Genomic DNA, 16,403 nt, shown 5'->3' with positions numbered 1-16,403 from the left:
GGCCGTGGAGGTCCGCCTCCTCCTCGTGCAGCGGGGGCGTCAGGGAGGCGGTGATGCCGTCCCCGATCAGTCCCACCAGGTACGACTCGCCGCGGCGGCTCATGGTTCTCCTTCGTGTGCTCCGGGTGCGCGGTGGGGGCCTCCGGCCGGCTGCTCCCCGGAGGCCCCCACCGCCACGCTGGCGGCGGGGGCCTCCCCGTACAAAGCGGGATCCCCCTGTGGCGTAGCAGGACCGCACACGGGGAGTTCCTCGCGGCCACTCGAGCAGTGACTTTAACCAGCTACGCTCTGCCAACCTTCCGAATCTCAGCTACCTGAGAACGCGAGAGCCCGGTGACGCTAATGACACTGGGCCACGTGGCTCCAGCAGACAGCGCGTCGAACACCGCAACATCACGGGCTGCAACCGAAGCTTCACTATCACGGGCAGCCCGGGCGAGCCTGCTCATGCAGTCGGTCAAGACATCGTATTGCGTAATCTCGATGGCGTCGATTAACACGCTAGTGTCGTGTTCTCCGATCGCCTCCGGGTCAATACGCCTGGACTCACGTCTTTCAATCTTGCGAATCTCAGCGCCAAGGATCTCCTCCGCTCGTGCGACATCGAGCCCGAGTTTGTGGTGCGCTGCGACAGCGATGTCCTCGACCGTGAAGGTACTCACGACGATCATCCTTTCAGGTACTGCACTTCTCGTTCCTACGGATGCTAGCCCAGTGTGAAAGTTTTTCCTAGTCAGGACGTTTTTCTTGCCCCATCTGCACATTCCCGCGTGGCAATAGGGGTAGCGAGTCGACAGGATCTCTACTTGTAGCGCTGACCTCCCGCCCTCTGCTCGTGCTCATTCTCGGTGGCCGAAGTTCATAGCCGAGCGACGTCCAACAGGGCTGAGTCGATGCGAAAGCATCGGCGCCACACGCCGAGAGTGAACGAATCCAGAGCCTGCGGAACGGGGTGACAGGCTGCCTGAGCGGGTGACGACGCCGCAGTCGCAGTTGTTCGACCTGCGGGCGGACCTGGGGTCGGAGCAGTCGAAGAACCGCACCTGGCGGGCTCATGTCCTCGACTGGCGGGCGGCGCACCCGGACGAGGCGTCATGGCCGCGGCTACCTTCGCTGCTGTACGACGACCTGGAAACCTGAGAGGTGAACAGCGGAAACACCCCTGGGGGTACCGGTCTTTCCTGAGTGTGTTGGGGTGGGATACTGTAGTGGCAGACCGGGCGGAGTGATGACCTCCGGTCGTGGCCCTCCAGCATGGGGTCCCTTTCGAAGAAGGAAGCGCACCTCAGCGGATAACCCCCGCCGAGGTGCGCTTTCTTGGTTCATTAGGCGAACGAATGTACCCCCGGGGGTAGGTTTCATTCCGCCATGTAACGATCCTGGGCGCCGTCTCGGTAGTGTGGCTGTAGTGCCGAGGGAACACCCTCATTGCACATCAATCGTTCACTCTACCGAAAGGAAAAAACTATGCTGGACATCGTTTCCACCATCGTTACCGCTATCTCCGAGTTCCTGTCCAAGGGCCTGGACCTCATCACCGGTTCCATCACCGGTGCCTAAGTCGCGGTAGCGACTAGAATCCCCCGCACTTCGGTGCGGGGGCTTTCTCTGTTCCAGGGGAACACGTGGGAGAAGCAGGGTAACGTGGTCGGTGTGAGGGGCGAGCCCCGTGGAGTCGTGTATGTAGCGTGCAGTTCGTCGCCCTTGCTTGCCCCTCGCTCCTCCGCTTCGGTGCGCGGTACTTGGCTTGCCTCGAGCGCCGGATACGCCAGGGGCAAGACGGCGTCCGAGTCGGTAGATTGACCGACAAGGGAGGCGGGGCCCAGCCGGGCGGTAACCGCGGGTCTACGGCAGCCCCGTCTCCCGCCTCACCATTGCAGAGCCCTCGACGACGCGGACCCTACCCATCCCAGCGACATCCCTGGTTCGACCTCGGCGCGCTGCCCTCCCCTCGGGCGAGGGTTCCCCACCCGGATTCCGACCGAATCTGGGCTCAACCCAGGGGCCGAAGAAGCAACACGAGGATCGCTCTTCTATCTGAACTATCGTGCTGATGTGTAAGCATGCCTTCAATGACCATCACAATGATGCGTGTCATCGTCGGCACCTCGTCGATCGGTAAGCCTTCTTCTCGCAGGAGCTTTGCGAGCAGCCCCTCCCATGTCGAGTGGAACCCATCGTGCCATTCGCTGATACGCGATGACACCTCCAGCCGGGAATGGACGGCCTCAACAAGACGTCGATATCGCTCAAGGCCCGCGACAACCCACAGGATCCGATCAACGAGGCTTGGGAGCTGCATGCTCCGGAAGTGGTCGAGCGTTGCATCGTTGACCTGGTCGAGCACCGCCACGAGGAGGCTGTCCTTGTCACTGAAGTACCAGTAGATCGTGTTCGTGGTGACTCCCGCCCGCTCCGCCACCTTCCCCATCGTAGTGCCCGCGAAACCAACGCGGGCGAACAGGCCCCTTGCAGCAGCAAGGATCTCGTCTCTCTTCTCGGCGCGGTCGATGGGATAGCGATTACGAGGCACGTTGCAACTATACCTTGAATGACGATCAAGAGGCTGCTATGGTTCTTGAACGTTAATCAAGAAGGTTGCCTCGTCCCGACTTGGCGACACTCCCCCACCAGGAAGAGGCCAGCATGATAGCCCCCGAAAGCCCCGCCTACACCCGTTCGGATGAATGGTTTACCTCAGGAGGGACGCGTTGCGCTGTCGCCGTGTTCCGTCCGACTAACAGCAGTGCAGAGACGCCCGCGGTGGTGATGGCGCACGGGTTCGGCACACCACGTGCCGTGGCACTGTACGTGTACGCCGAAGCCTTCGTCCGAGCAGGCTATACGGTGGTCGTGTTTGACTATCGCCATTTCGGCGAAAGCGAAGGTGAGCCACGACAATTGCTGGACATTGCGAAGCAGCATGAAGATTGGCGGAATGCCGTCGCATATGCGCGTTCGCTTGACGGAGTGGATCCGGCCCAACTGGTAGGGTGGGGGACTTCATTCGCAGGTGGGCATGTTCTGAGCTTGGCGGGCAGTGGTGAGGGATTCGCAGCGGTTATTGCTCAGGTTCCGCATGTAAGCGGGCCTGCTGCCGTGCGGGCCACTGGATTGCGCAACGCGTTGCGTGTAGCTCCGCTGGCCATGGAGGACCAGATTAGGGCCATCTTCCGCCGAAAGCCGAGGTACATCAACTCTGTCGGACACCCGGGGGAAGTCGCGGTCATGAGTTCACCCGACGCGATGCTCGGACTAGACCGAATGCTCGAGGCGTCCGGGCTCTCCCACGGCGACTACCCGGAGACGGTGGCCGCTCGAATTCTGGTGCGGATCGGACTGTACTCGCCGGCGAGGAATGCTGCAGACATTCGTTGCCCAGCGCTGGTTCAAATAATGTCCGAGGATGCAGTAACTCCTGCCAGAGTAGCCTTAAGAGCTGCACTCAAGATTCCAGATTCCACAATCCATGTTCATAAGGGCGGACATTTCGACCCTTATGTCGAACCATTGTTCTCGAATATCATTGAGGAACAACTGGCTTTTCTAAAGAATGCGGTGCCGCCGAAGGCATAGATTCGTCATGCAACTTCGCCGACACTTCGCTTGGCTAGCGAGTCTTGGGGAAGAGGAGTGTTTCTCTAACGGGGCGGCGCCGGTGTCTGTGGTCTACCGCTCGTCGACTCTTCCTGACACCGGCCCTGATGCTCGACAATGTGACGGATTGACCGCCACCTTGTAGGAGCTGCCGCGATGATCGCGGTCTAACCTTCGGCCGGCCCGGGAGTCTTCCGTGCGCTATGTGGTTGGCAGCGTCGGTAGGGGTTTCGTCGTCCTCGGCGCGAAGGAGGGGGCATGTTCATCCCGCATCCATCCCGCACCAGATCGCGTTCCGCACCTTTAAGGCGCTGTCAGGCGTTCCAGGCGACCCGGTTGACCTGCGGCGGAGCTGTGAACTGCACCCCCTGTAGTATCCTCGACATCTTCGAGGGCACCCAGCAGATCCAGCAGCTGGTCGTCGCACGCCGTGAGCTGGAGCTCACCTCCGCACAGCTGAAGTAGCACAGCAGCGCGACTGCCGCGGCCCCCGGTCACCTTCGACCGGGGGCCGTTCTGCGCTGTTCACACCGCCCCGCACCACAGTCGCCGGGGGCTCGGGACGGGGGTGAACCACGATCACCCGGCAACTGTCTTGGTTAGTATCGGCACGGCGCCTCCAGTCCCATGGTCGCGCACAGTGGAACGTTCCCGGTGTCGGCCGACACGTGCACCGGGAACACCCGGCGACGCCGCCAGCCGTCGTCGCTGTACCGGACCCCCGTCGCACTGGCGTGACGACGGGGGTCTCCTCTGCCGCCCGCCTGATCTCAGATCCGGAGCAGGAGGGACAGGATGAACAGGGCGATGAACACCCCGCCGGGGATGGCGAGGACGGTGAGCACGACGCTGCCGATGACGAGCAGCACGCTGGGCCTGGGTTTCCGGTGGTCTGGGGTCATCGTGTACTCCGGCTGGGGAGGAGGGCTGACGGTGGTAACCACGGAGGATACTCGAATCCGGGCAGGCACTGTCCCCGGTCGGTCACACGACGAAGCGGCCCGCAGACAGTGTGTCTGCGGGCCGCTTCTGGGCCGCTTCCGGGCCCGGTGGGGGACGCCGGGGCTAGGCGGCGTCGGTGCCCATGCCGTTGTCGACCGCCGGGAGTTCGCGCGGGACGATCTTGCCCACGGCGTTGCGCGGCAGCTCGTCCATGAACACGAAGTAGCGCGGGACGTTGTGGCGGGCCAGCTTGGCCTTCACGGCGGCCTTCGCACGCTCCTCGAAACCTTCGCGGTCCTTGTCCTCGTCATTGAGGACGACGTAGGCGGCGAGCGCCTGCCCGAACTCGGGGTCCTCGACACCGTGGACAGCGACCTCGTAGACCTCGGGCATGTCGGAGATGACGTCCTCGGACTCCTGCGGGTAGACGTTCTCACCACCGGAGACGATCATGTCGTCGCTGCGCCCGGCGAGGTAGAACAGCCCGTCCTCGTAGTAGCCCAGGTCACCGGTGGAGACCAGGCCGTTGAGGTTCTCCTTGTCCACACCGGGCCGGGTGTAGCCCTCGAACAGCAGGTCGTTGCCGACGAAGACACGGCCGACGACACCCTCGGGCACTTCGTTGCCCTCGTCGTCGACGATCTTCAGGACGGTGGCCATCGGGGGCTTGCCGGCGGTGGTGGGGTGCTCCTCGAGCTCGTGGGGCTGGGCGATCGAGGCCCAGCTGATCTCGGTGGACCCGTAGAGGTTGTAGAGCACCTTGCCGAACTTCTCGTGCGTGTCCCGGATGACGCGGGGCGGGAGCGCCTCGCCGCAGGCGACGATGGACTTCACGCCCGGGTTGAAGTTCTCCGGCACGGCCTCGAGCAGGCGGCGGAGCTGGGTCGGCACGATGGCGATGTTCGCCGGGCGGTTCGCCTCGATGAGCTTCACCGCGGCACGCGGCGAGAACTTGCGCTGCAGGATGAACGTCGCGCGCAGTGCCAGCCCGAGCTGGATCTGGCAGAAGCCCCAGAGGTGGAACATCGGCGCCGGCACGTAGTAGCCGCGGTGGTGCTTCAGCGGGATCCGGGACATGATGGACGACGCCGGCAGGTAGGTCTTCGGCTCCGGGCGGCGGGCGCCCTTCGGGGTGCCGGTGGTGCCGGAGGTCAGGATGATCGTGCGCCCGCGTCGGGGGCGTGCCGGGATCTTCGACTCGGCCGGTCCGGTGCGCAGGACCTCCGTCAGTGTCGGCCAGTCCGGGTTCCTGGTGGCGTGGTCCTCGTTCTTCTGCGCGTCGGAGACGTTACTGGCGTACTCGATGTCGGCGGCCCGGGCCTCACGCTCCTCCTCGGAGAGGGGGGCGGCGGCGGTGTCGTGGTCCTCCTCCCAGTTGATGATCACCGGGCACTCGTCGAAGCCCTTGGGCAGCAGGGGGATGAACTCCTCGTCGATGAAGAGCAGGTCGATCTTCTGCTCCTTCATGACGGCACGGGTCTGCTCGGCCGAGGCGCCGGTGTTGAACAGGACGATGTCGGTGCCGAGGCGGCCGTGGGCGCACAGGGTCATGATGAACCCGCGGTGGTTGCGGCTGAGCATTCCGATCTTGTCGCGTTCGCGGACCCCGGTCCGGTACAGCGCCTCGGCAAGCTTGTTCGTCTGGTCGTGGAGTTCGCCGTAGGTGATGGAGCCTGCGTCGTCGAGGATCGCGGTGTGGTGGGGGTCCTGTGCTGCGCCGATCGCCAGCAGTCCCGCCGGGGTGAACGACCACTGGGCGATCGCCTTCAGGGCCTTGCCCGCCGCGACGGGGCCCATCGCGCCGAAGACACCGGACTTGAAGAGGGGGATGGCTCCTTCTGCGAGTTGCGGAAGTTGTTTCAGCGTGACTGCGGGTTCGGATCCGCTCATGGTGCTCCTTTGTCTCGGGCTGAGGTTCCAGCGTGTGGTGTGACAGTCCGCTCTCGGGACCGGGTCATGTATGACAGGTTACAGATAAAAATGGTTCGTTTCGCCGGAATAGCTGTTTGCGGGGCCGGTGAGGGGGAAAACGCCTGTTCGCTGACGGCGTACAACCTCGCCGGCCGCATAAAAAACCGCCCCTCACCTGGGGTGAAGTGGGGTCAGGAGGGGGTCGTGGGCCAGGGAACAAGCTCAGGAGAGGCGCCGTTGTACAAAGTGACTCAACGTGGGGACGCCGAGTCACTAAGGTGGTCCCCACATCCGGACCTTGAAGCGAGGGAGAGCAAATGTTCGAGAGGTTCACCGACCGTGCGCGACGGGTCGTCGTCCTGGCGCAGGAAGAAGCCCGCGCGCTCAACCACAACTACATCGGCACCGAGCACATCCTGCTGGGGCTGATCCACGAGGGTGAGGGCGTCGCCGCCAAGGCTCTCGAATCCATGGGCATTTCCCTGGAGGCCGTGCGCACCGAGGTCGAGGACATCATCGGCACCGGCGGGCACCCGCCGAGCGGGTACATCCCGTTCACGCCCCGGGCCAAGAAGGTCCTGGAGCTGGCGCTCCGTGAGGCGCTGCAGCTCGGCCACAAGTACATCGGCACCGAGCACATCCTGCTGGGCCTCATCCGCGAGGGTGAGGGCGTGGCGGCACAGGTGCTGGTCAAGCTCGGCGCGGACCTGTCCCGGGTGCGTCAGCAGGTCATCCAGCTGCTGTCGGGCTACGAGGGCACCGAGCCCGAGTCCGCCCCGGACGAGCCCGCCACCGCCGGTGTCGGCCAGTCCGCGGACTCCGGTTCGGGCGGCAAGCCCGGCCAGAAGTCCAACTCGCTGGTCCTGGACCAGTTCGGCCGTAACCTGACCCAGGCGGCCAAGGACGGCAAGCTGGACCCGGTCGTCGGCCGTGAGAAGGAAGTCGAGCGCATCATGCAGGTGCTCTCGCGCCGTACCAAGAACAACCCGGTCCTCATCGGTGAACCCGGTGTGGGCAAGACCGCCGTCGTCGAGGGCCTCGCCCTGGACATCGTCAACGGCAAGGTGCCGGAGACCCTCAAGGACAAGCAGCTCTACTCGCTGGACCTGGGGTCGCTGGTCGCCGGTTCCCGCTACCGCGGTGACTTCGAGGAGCGGCTGAAGAAGGTCCTCAAGGAGATCAACCAGCGCGGCGACATCATCCTGTTCATCGACGAGATCCACACGCTCGTCGGTGCGGGTGCCGCCGAAGGCGCGATCGACGCGGCCAGCATCCTCAAGCCGAAGCTGGCCCGTGGCGAGTTGCAGACCATCGGTGCGACGACCCTGGACGAGTACCGCAAGCACATCGAGAAGGACGCGGCCCTCGAGCGCCGTTTCCAGCCGGTGCAGGTTCCCGAGCCCAGTGCCGAGATGACGATCGAGATCCTCAAGGGTCTCCGTGACCGGTACGAGGCCCACCACCGGGTCTCCATCACCGACGGCGCCCTCGCGGCGGCGGCGCGGCTGTCGGACCGGTACATCAACGACCGGTTCCTGCCGGACAAGGCCGTCGACCTCATCGACGAGGCCGGTGCGCGTATGCGCATCAAGCGTATGACCGCCCCGAAGGCGATCCAGGACGTCGACGACCGGATCGCCGAGGTCCGTCGCGCCAAGGAGGCGGCCATCGACGACCAGGACTTCGAGAAGGCGGCCGCCCTGCGCGACGACGAGCGCAAGCTCACCGAGGAGCGTGCGGAGAAGGAGAAGCAGTGGCGCGCCGGAGAGCTCGACGACGTCGCCGAGGTCGGTGAGGAGCAGATCGCCGAGGTGCTGGGCACCTGGACGGGCATCCCCGTGGTCCGGCTCACCGAGGAGGAGTCCACGCGGCTGCTGCACATGGAGGATGAGCTGCACAAGCGGATCATCGGCCAGGACGACGCGGTCAAGGCGGTCTCCCGTGCGATCCGTCGTACCCGTGCGGGGCTGAAGGACCCGAAGCGTCCGAGCGGTTCGTTCATCTTCGCCGGCCCGTCCGGTGTCGGTAAGACCGAGCTGTCGAAGGCGCTGGCGGAGTTCCTGTTCGGCGACGACGACTCGCTGATCCAGATCGACATGGGCGAGTTCCACGACAAGTTCACCGCGTCGCGGCTGTTCGGTGCACCTCCCGGATACGTCGGCTACGACGAGGGCGGCCAGCTCACCGAGAAGGTGCGGCGTAAGCCGTTCTCCGTGGTCCTCTTCGACGAGATCGAGAAGGCGCACTCGGAGATCTACAACACCTTGCTGCAGGTCCTCGAGGACGGCCGTCTCACCGACGGTCAGGGCCGGATGGTGGACTTCAAGAACACCGTCCTGATCTTCACCTCGAACCTGGGCACCAGGGACATCTCCAAGGCCGTGGGCATGGGCTTCTCCGGTGCCGGCGAGGCCGACGAGGACGCCCAGTACGACCGCATGAAGTCGAAGGTCAACGACGAGCTGAAGAAGCACTTCCGCCCGGAGTTCCTCAACCGTATCGACGACATCGTGGTCTTCCACCAGCTCACCCGGGAGCAGATCGTCCAGATGGTCGACCTGCTGACCGGCCGGGTGCGCAACGCACTGGCGGAGAAGGACATGGGTCTGGAACTGTCGGAGGACGCGAAGAGCCTGCTGGCGGTCCGCGGCTTCGACCCGGTGCTGGGTGCCCGTCCGCTGCGTAGGACGATCCAGCGGGAGATCGAGGACCACCTGTCCGAGAAGATCCTGTTCGGCGAGTTGGGTGCCGGCGAGATCGTCACCGTGGACGTCGAGAACTGGGACGGCACCGGTAAGGGCGAGGGCGCGAAGTTCGTCTTCGGTTCCCGACCGAAGCCGCTGCCGGAGATCGCGGCCGAGCCGGTCGACGGTGCCGACGAGGCGCAGGAGAACGTCATCGAGGCGGCGACCGACGAGAGCGACCTCCCCGAGATCCAGGACGTCGCCGCCGGGGAGCACCGCGACTAGCCGTCGTTCCCCGCGGAGGTCCGCACAGGGCGCCGGTCCCGCCGGCCCGTCACCGAGGTAGTCGGTAACGGGCGGTGGGGCCGGCGCCCTCCTGTGTCACGAGCCCGTCGGCGACCAGCGACGTCAGTGCGCGGGCGCGCTGGTCGGCGTCGTCACTGGTGGCGGCGAACGCGTCGGCGGTGACGTCGGTGGCACCGTCGGCGCGGAGGATCGCCATGATCCTGCCCCGGACCTGGCGGTCGGTGCCCTCGAACTTCTGCACCCTCTTCTTCGCGGCCGCGGTCTCCGCGGCGCTGGGCGCCGGACGGCCGAGGGCGATCCAGCGGCAGCGGTCGGCCACCGGGCACGCGTCGCACCGCGGGGACCGTGCGGTGCACACGGTGGCGCCGAGTTCCATGAGCGAGGCACACATGCCCAGTGCCTCCCCGTGGGCCTGCGGGTCGTGACGGGGGTTGCGGTATCCACGCCGGGCCAGACCCGGGTCCTCGTCGACCCAGGGCATCAGGTCGGCGACGTCGGCGAGGTCCCCGGCCTTGGCCGGGCCCTGCAGGTATTCTCCCCGGGCGAGGCGGCGGTGGACACGTCTCACGTTGGTGTCGACCACCGGGACCGCGTGGTCGAAGGCGAAGGCCGCCACGGCGCGGGCGGTGTAGTCGCCGATCCCCGGCAGGGCGAGGAGCTCCGGGACGGTGTCCGGGACCCTGCCGCCGTGGTCGGCGACGATGGCCCGTGCACAGTCGCGCAGGCGCAGGGCCCGTCGCGGGTACCCGAGGTTCGCCCAGGCGCGCAGGATCTCGTCGGTGGGGGCCTCGGCGAGGTCGGCCGGGGTCGGCCACCGTTCCAGCCAGGCGGTCCACAACGGGATGACCCGGGCGACGGGGGTCTGCTGGGACATGATCTCGCTGAGCAGGACGGCCCACGGTGTGGTGTCCGGCTCGCGCCACGGGAGGTCGCGGGCGTGCCCGTCGTACCACCGGTTCAGCACCGACCCCAGGGAGGTCGCGGTGCCGGCGGTGGCGGGGGTGTCGTCTGTCGTCACGGTGTCCACTGGTCCCTACTGTGCCGCACGGACGGGCGCCCGGCAAAAGGCGGTGGCACAATAGTCCGCATGACTTCTGAGCAACCGGCACCGGACCGTGCCACCGACGCCGGCCACCTGACACCACAGGAGGCCGTGGAACTGCTGATGGCGGGAAACCGCCGTTTCATGGACGAGGACTCCGCCCACCCCAACCAGGACCGGGGACGGCGGCAGCTGCTCACCGGCGGCCAGCGTCCCAACGCCGTGGTCCTGGCGTGCTCGGACTCGCGGGTCCCCGTGGAGATCGTCTTCGACCAGGGCCTCGGTGACCTCTTCGTGATCCGCACCGCCGGGGAGATCACCGACCTGTCGGTGCTCGCCTCCCTCGAGTTCGCGGTGGTGTCGCTGGGCGTCCCGCTGGTGGTGGTGCTCGGTCACGAGAGCTGCGGTGCCGTCGCGGCCGCGCAGACCGCCCTGGCCACCGGCAGCATGCCCCCCGGTTTCCAGCGTGTCCTGGTCGAGAAGGTCACCCCGTCTCTGCTGGCCGCCCGGTCGCAGGGCGCGGACACGGGGGAGGACTTCGAGAAGCACCACGTCGTGGAGATCGCCAACCACATCGTGGACCGTTCCCCCGGCATCATGGAGCGGCTCCGGGAGGGGGAGTGCGGTGTGGTGGGCATGCGCTACCGACTGTCGGACGGGCTGGCGGAGCCTGTCGCCAGCTACGGTCTGGACATCGACGGCGTGCCGGCGACCGAGGTGCCTTGACACCGAACCTCCGGGGTGTCATGACGTCACGGGGCTGTCGGCGCTGGTTACACTGGTCGTGTGAGTCAGCGTAATGATCCCCGGCCGTTGCCCCCGGAAATCTACCGGCGCCGTCGTGTCACGGCGGTGGTTGTTCTGGTCGTGGTCATCGCGCTGTTGTGGTGGGTCATCAGTTCGCTGACCGGAGGGGACGACGGGCAGGACCGGGTGGCGCAGACCTCGGTGTCCTCGGAGGAGTCGGCGCCGGAAACCACGGAGTCGGCGGAACAGTCCGGGGAGTCCGGATCCTCCCGGGCGAGCGAGACCTCGGCGGCGTCGGAGTCGGCCTCCCCGTCGGAGTCGGAGGAGCCCTCGGAGTCCCGTGGTGTGCCCGACGAGGTCGCCTCGAAGGAGACCTGTGAGCTCGACGACCTCCAGCTGTCGGTGCGGCCCGGCGCCCCGACGTTCCGGGACGGCCAGCAGCCGAACTTCTTCCTCAAGGTCACCAACCCCACGTCGGGGGAGTGCGACATCGACCTGGGCGAGAACGAGCTCAAGTTCGAGGTGTTCACCATGGACTCGGGGTACTCCCGGGTGTGGGGTGACACCGACTGCAACTCGCCGACGTCGACGGGCCGGCTGCGGCTGGACCCGGACCAGTCCCGAACCTTCGAGATGACCGCCTGGTCGCGGACCACCTCCTCCCCGGACTCCTGCGACAACCGTGAGCCGGTCGGCAACGGCGCGTACATGGTCTACGGCCACATCGGCGACAAGACCTCCGAGTCGCAGACCTTCAACCTCGCCTGAGCCCGATCTTCGCCACCGCCTCCTGGACGGTGCCCACGGCGATGACCTTGAGCCCCTTCGGCGGGGTGGTCCGGTCGGCACCACGGGTGGAGTCGGGCACCACCGCGGTGGTGAACCCCAGTCGGCGTGCCTCGGCGAGACGCAGCCGCAGATCGGGGACCCGGCGTACCTCGCCGCCCAGGCCGACCTCGCCCACCGCCACCAGTCCGGTCGGCAGCGCCGTCCCGGAGGCGGTCGAGGCCAGGGCCAGGGCGAGCGCCAGGTCCGCCCCCGGCTCGTTGATCTTCATCCCGCCCACTGTCGCCGCGTAGACCTCGTGGGACATCAGGTCCACACCGGCGCGCTTGGCGAGCACGGCCAGGACGACGGCGACACGGCTGGCGTCGATACCGGTGACCACCCGCCGCGGGGTGTGCATCTGGGTTTCCAGGGCGAGGGTCTGGATCTCACCGAGCATCGGCCGGCGCCCGTCCATCAGGACCGTCACGGCCGTGCCGGCCACCGGCTCGTCCCGGTGGTGCAGGAACAGCCCCGACGGGTCGGCGACCTCACGGATCCCCTCGGAGGTCTGTTCGAAGCACCCGACCTCGTCCGTCGCCCCGAACCGGTTCTTCTGCCCGCGTAGGAAACGCAGGGCGCTGTGCCGGTCGCCCTCGAAGTTGAGGACCACGTCCACCAGGTGTTCGACGGTGCGGGGACCGGCGACGTTGCCGTCCTTGGTCACGTGGCCGACGAGCAGGACCGGCACACCGGTGGACTTCGCCAGGGTGGTCAGCGTGGCGGCGACGGCACGGGTCTGGGCGACACCACCGGCCACCCCCTCCACCCCGGAGGCGTTGAGGGTCTGCAGGGAGTCGACGATGACCAGCTCGGGCCTGACCGCGTCGATCTGCCCGAGCGCTGTCTCCAGGTCGTGTTCGGCGGCGAGGAACAGTGACGGGGAGAGCGCACCGGTGCGCTCGGCACGGTGGCGCACCTGCCCCACCGACTCCTCGGCGGTGAGGTACAGGACGCTGCGGTCCTGCCGTGCCCACCGGTTGGCGACCTCCAGCAGCAGGGTCGACTTGCCGACGCCGGGTTCGCCGGCGAGCAGCACGGCACTGCCGGGGACCACGCCGCCGCCGAGGACCCGGTCCAGTTCCCCGATGCCACTGGGACGGTGGTCGGCGGTCGCGGGGTCGATGTCGGTGACGGCCCTGGCCGGAGACGTCGGGGTGAGACCTGTGGGGGAGGAGGTGGCAGGTACGGGTGCGCCCGCGGCGTCCATCGACCCCCACTCATGGCACGAGGGGCAGCGGCCCACCCACTTCGACACCTGGTGGCCACAGGAGGAGCAGCTGTAGGAGCTTCGGGATCTACGGTTCGTGGTTTTCGTGGCCATGGCTCACAGACTAGTAGGGGGCACGGACATGAAAAACGCGCATCACCCCGGGCGGGGAAATGCGCGTCACACGGCGGAGGGGTCAGTGGATGTCGGCACCCTCGTGGTCGCCGTCGATGGAGTCGACACCCTCGCGGTTGACACCGTCCTGGTGGCGGTAGGTCTGGCCGGCCTCGGAGGTCCACGCGACGATCGGGGCGTTGATCTCCACGTCACCGTTGTCGAACTGGAAGGTCACGGTACGGGCGGCACCGCTGTAGAAGTTCTCGCCCTTGACCGTGGTCTCCAGGTACTGGGTGCAGCCCACGGTGGCGTCGGACGGGTTCATCTCCGCGATGGCGGACTCGGAGTCGGCGACGACCGAGCAGTCCGGGGAGATGGTGATGTTCTCGTCGAGGTCCACCGAGGCGTCCTGCACGGAGATGCCCTTCAGGGTGATGTCCTTGCCCTCGATGCCCTGGTTGGAGGCGTTGAACTTCAGTGCGACCGAGTTGTCCTCCTGGGTGACCAGGGCGACGTCCCGGACGAAGGCGTCGCCGAGCTCGCCGTTCGTGCCGTTGACGGCGGCTACCTGGTTGGCGGTCTGGGAGATCTGACCCGCACCGCAGGCGGACAGGGCCAGGGCCGCGCAACCGGCGGTGACGGCGAGCAGCCGGCGGGCGGCGGGCTTCCGGTTCTTCACTGTGGTTCTCCTCCATCTGAGGCCCGTCCGGGGCCGTCAACTGCAGATGATATGTCCCGACACATGTCAGGGCGGCGGGTTTCGTCGAGTCCACATTAACCTGTGGGGGTGCTGGACACCTAGTTCGGCCCGGCTGGATGGGCCCATACGGGGTGGGTCGGGGTGGTGACGTGTGCTGACGGGTGCTGACGGTTCCTGACAGGCCGGCCCTGTGCGCGGGGGCGGCGTCGCAGGTGTGCGGCGAGGGTGTGCACGAGGGTGCTAAACTGGCTCGTCATGGAGTTCAACATCGGGGACGTCGTCGTTTACCCCCACCACGGTGCAGCAGTGATCGAGGGAATTGAGCAGCGCGTTTTCAAGGGGGAGCCGGTCGACTACCTCGTGCTCCGGGTGAACCAGGGGGATCTGCTCGTGCGGGTCCCCGCGGCGAACGCCGAGACCGTGGGCGTCCGCGATGTCGTGGGCGAGGAGGGGCTGCTCAAGGTCTTCTCCGTCCTGCGTGAGACCGACGTGGAGGAGGCGGGCAACTGGTCGCGCCGCTACAAGGCCAACCAGGAGCGGTTGGCCTCCGGCGACGTGAACCGTGTCGCCGAGGTCGTCCGTGACCTGTGGCGCCGCGACCAGGACCGTGGGCTGTCCGCCGGCGAGAAGCGCATGCTGGCCAAGGCGCGTCTGGTCCTCGTCGGCGAGCTGGCGTTGGCGGAGGGGGTCGACGACGAGAAGGCGGACGCCACCATCCGCAAGATGGAGGAGACCGTTGTCCGGCACCGTGAGGAGTCCGCGGCCCGTCGGGCCGCAGGTGTCGCCGAGGAGGATGCGCCGCAGTCCGTCGACCTCGACGACGAACTCGGCGACGACGAGGACTGACCCCGGTGACCGGGGCGTGGGACGTGGCCGTGAACGGTCCTGACCGGGTGGTGGCCGTCGTCGCCGCCGCCGGCAGTGGGACGCGGCTGGGGGAGGTGCTGCCCAAGGCGTTCGTGGAGGTCGAGGGCCGGACCATCCTGGAGAGGTGTCTGGACGGGCTCGCCGCGTCCCAGGCTGTCGGACGAACGGTGGTCACGGTCTCCACTGACATGGTGGAGCACGCCCGCACCCTGGTGGACGGGCAGATCGGCCTGTGGGCGCCGATGGAGGTGTCCGTGGTCCTCGGAGGCTCCGACCGTTCGGACTCGGTCCGGGCGGGGCTCGAGGCGGTGCAGGCGGGCATCGTGGGGGACGGCGGTCACCCGGATGACGGGGCCGGATACGCCACAGGGGACGCCATGGAGGACGCCACAGAGGACCCCACCGTCGGGTTCCTCGTGGCCGTCCACGACGCCGCCCGGTGCCTCACCCCGCCGGAGATGATCCGGGCGACGGTCGCCACCGCTTCGGAGGGGGTGTCCAACGGCACCTGGTCCGGAGCCGTGCCGGTGGTCCCCGTGACGGACACCGTCAAGGTCGTCGAGACCGACCCCGGTGGAGCGTTGGACGGCGCGGAGGTCATCAGGTCCACCCCGCAGCGACGGACACTGCGCGCGGCGCAGACACCGCAGGTCTTCGCGCTCGACCGGTTGCTGGCGGCGAACCGTATGCAGCAGGCCCGGGAGGAACTGGATTCCGCGCACCCTACGGGACGACCTCCCTCAGGCGCCGCCCCCGCGGCCGTCACCGACGACTCCTCGCTGATGGAGATGGCGGGGGAGACGGTCGTGGCGGTCGCCGGGGATGAGCGGGCGTTCAAGATCACGCTGCCGGAGGACCTGGAACGGGCCTGCCGGATGGCGGGAGACGGGGGCGTGTCGTGATCGTCCCCAGGGTCGGGATTGCCACCGACGCACACCAGGTGGAGGCAGGGAAACCGTGCTGGATGGCCGGTCTGTTCTTCGAGGGGGCCGACGGGTGCGAGGGGCACTCCGACGGCGATGTCGTGGCACACGCAGTCGTCGACGCGCTGCTGTCGGCGTCCGGGCTCGGCGACCTCGGTTCCTTCGTCGGGGTCGGACGTGACGAGTACGCCGGGGTCACCGGCGCCCGGCTGCTCACCGAGTGCCGGGACCTGCTGGAGTCCCACGGTTTCACCATCGGCAATGCGGCGGTGCAGATGGTCGGAAACCGCCCGAAGATGGGGCCGCGGCGGGAGGAGGCCGAGCGCGTCCTCTCCGGGCATCTCGGCGCGCCTGTGAGCGTCTCCGCCACGACAACAGACCACCTGGGGTTCACCGGTCGTGGTGAAGGTGTCGCGGCGGTGGCGACCGCCGTGGTGTGGCAGGACCCCGCCTCCTAGCGGAAGGCTCAGGAACGGGACGGGCGGGGGCCGGCCGGGCAGGAGGGGCCCTGGCCGAGGCGATGTGCCCGGAG

At 67.2% G+C, this 16,403-nt stretch carries 15 protein-coding genes; 8 read left to right on the top strand and 7 right to left on the bottom strand.

What is annotated here, in order from left to right; all coding sequences use genetic code 11:
• Window positions 1-281: 281 nt before the first annotated feature.
• A complete protein-coding gene (locus tag Q0A34_RS13440; RefSeq protein ID WP_291480500.1) occupies window positions 282-662 on the bottom strand; it encodes a hypothetical protein in 381 nt (126 codons plus the stop codon).
• Between the two features lie 310 nt (window positions 663-972).
• Here Q0A34_RS13440 and Q0A34_RS13435 point away from each other — a divergent pair, with 310 nt between their 5' ends.
• On the top strand, window positions 973-1,140 hold the full coding sequence (locus Q0A34_RS13435) for a hypothetical protein (protein WP_291480499.1): 168 nt from the start codon (window positions 973-975) through the stop codon (window positions 1,138-1,140).
• An 853-nt stretch (window positions 1,141-1,993) separates the two neighbouring features.
• Here Q0A34_RS13435 and Q0A34_RS13430 read toward each other — a convergent pair.
• On the bottom strand, window positions 1,994-2,533 hold the full coding sequence (locus Q0A34_RS13430; RefSeq protein ID WP_291480498.1) for a TetR/AcrR family transcriptional regulator: 540 nt from the start codon (window positions 2,531-2,533) through the stop codon (window positions 1,994-1,996).
• A 113-nt stretch (window positions 2,534-2,646) separates the two neighbouring features.
• On the opposite strand from Q0A34_RS13430, the gene Q0A34_RS13425 reads away from it, so the two are divergent.
• Window positions 2,647-3,576: an alpha/beta hydrolase gene (locus Q0A34_RS13425; RefSeq protein ID WP_291480497.1), complete on the top strand. Its 930-nt coding sequence runs from the start codon at window positions 2,647-2,649 to the stop codon at window positions 3,574-3,576.
• A 791-nt stretch (window positions 3,577-4,367) separates the two neighbouring features.
• On the opposite strand, the gene Q0A34_RS13420 is transcribed toward Q0A34_RS13425, so the two are convergent.
• Window positions 4,368-4,541, bottom strand: a complete 174-nt coding sequence (locus Q0A34_RS13420) for a hypothetical protein (protein WP_291480496.1) — start codon at window positions 4,539-4,541, stop codon at window positions 4,368-4,370.
• A gap of 121 nt (window positions 4,542-4,662) precedes the next feature.
• Window positions 4,663-6,429 carry an AMP-binding protein gene (locus tag Q0A34_RS13415; RefSeq protein ID WP_291480495.1) on the bottom strand — a complete coding sequence of 589 codons (1,767 nt, stop codon included), beginning with the start codon at window positions 6,427-6,429 and terminating at the stop codon, window positions 4,663-4,665.
• 338 nt (window positions 6,430-6,767) lie between these two features.
• Between Q0A34_RS13415 and Q0A34_RS13410 the strand changes: the two genes are divergently transcribed.
• Window positions 6,768-9,419, top strand: coding sequence for an ATP-dependent Clp protease ATP-binding subunit (locus tag Q0A34_RS13410; RefSeq protein ID WP_291480494.1), 2,652 nt, complete (start codon window positions 6,768-6,770; stop codon window positions 9,417-9,419).
• A gap of 49 nt (window positions 9,420-9,468) precedes the next feature.
• Here the strand turns inward: Q0A34_RS13410 and Q0A34_RS13405 are convergent, their stop codons facing one another.
• Window positions 9,469-10,458, bottom strand: coding sequence for an A/G-specific adenine glycosylase (locus Q0A34_RS13405; RefSeq protein ID WP_291480493.1), 990 nt, complete (start codon window positions 10,456-10,458; stop codon window positions 9,469-9,471).
• Window positions 10,459-10,527: 69 nt separating this feature from the next.
• Here Q0A34_RS13405 and Q0A34_RS13400 point away from each other — a divergent pair, with 69 nt between their 5' ends.
• Window positions 10,528-11,208 (top strand): carbonic anhydrase, encoded by a 681-nt coding sequence (locus Q0A34_RS13400; protein WP_291480492.1) that lies wholly within the window; start codon window positions 10,528-10,530, stop codon window positions 11,206-11,208.
• A 60-nt stretch (window positions 11,209-11,268) separates the two neighbouring features.
• Window positions 11,269-11,997 (top strand): hypothetical protein, encoded by a 729-nt coding sequence (locus tag Q0A34_RS13395; RefSeq protein ID WP_291480491.1) that lies wholly within the window; start codon window positions 11,269-11,271, stop codon window positions 11,995-11,997.
• Here Q0A34_RS13395 and radA read toward each other — a convergent pair.
• On the bottom strand, window positions 11,984-13,378 hold the full coding sequence (gene radA, locus Q0A34_RS13390; RefSeq protein ID WP_291480490.1) for a DNA repair protein RadA: 1,395 nt from the start codon (window positions 13,376-13,378) through the stop codon (window positions 11,984-11,986). The two genes, Q0A34_RS13395 and radA, sit on opposite strands and share 14 nt — an antisense overlap.
• A gap of 82 nt (window positions 13,379-13,460) precedes the next feature.
• Window positions 13,461-14,060 carry a hypothetical protein gene (locus Q0A34_RS13385; protein ID WP_291480489.1) on the bottom strand — a complete coding sequence of 200 codons (600 nt, stop codon included), beginning with the start codon at window positions 14,058-14,060 and terminating at the stop codon, window positions 13,461-13,463.
• Between the two features lie 276 nt (window positions 14,061-14,336).
• Between Q0A34_RS13385 and Q0A34_RS13380 the strand changes: the two genes are divergently transcribed.
• Genes Q0A34_RS13380 through ispF form a run of 3 tightly spaced genes read left to right on the top strand, consistent with a single transcriptional unit; the run spans window position 14,337 to window position 16,329 of the window.
• A complete protein-coding gene (locus Q0A34_RS13380) occupies window positions 14,337-14,927 on the top strand; it encodes a CarD family transcriptional regulator (RefSeq protein ID WP_291480488.1) in 591 nt (196 codons plus the stop codon).
• Window positions 14,928-14,956: 29 nt separating this feature from the next.
• Window positions 14,957-15,850 carry a 2-C-methyl-D-erythritol 4-phosphate cytidylyltransferase gene (locus Q0A34_RS13375; RefSeq protein ID WP_291480487.1) on the top strand — a complete coding sequence of 298 codons (894 nt, stop codon included), beginning with the start codon at window positions 14,957-14,959 and terminating at the stop codon, window positions 15,848-15,850.
• On the top strand, window positions 15,847-16,329 hold the full coding sequence (ispF, locus tag Q0A34_RS13370) for a 2-C-methyl-D-erythritol 2,4-cyclodiphosphate synthase (protein ID WP_291480486.1): 483 nt from the start codon (window positions 15,847-15,849) through the stop codon (window positions 16,327-16,329). Before Q0A34_RS13375 ends, ispF begins: the two co-directional genes overlap by 4 nt.
• Window positions 16,330-16,403 lie beyond the last annotated feature (74 nt).

This window comes from Corynebacterium sp., assembly GCF_022712195.1.
Classification (GTDB): domain Bacteria; phylum Actinomycetota; class Actinomycetes; order Mycobacteriales; family Mycobacteriaceae; genus Corynebacterium.
Note: the sequence above shows the minus strand (reverse complement) of the source record. Positions and strands in the feature narration are given on the sequence as shown.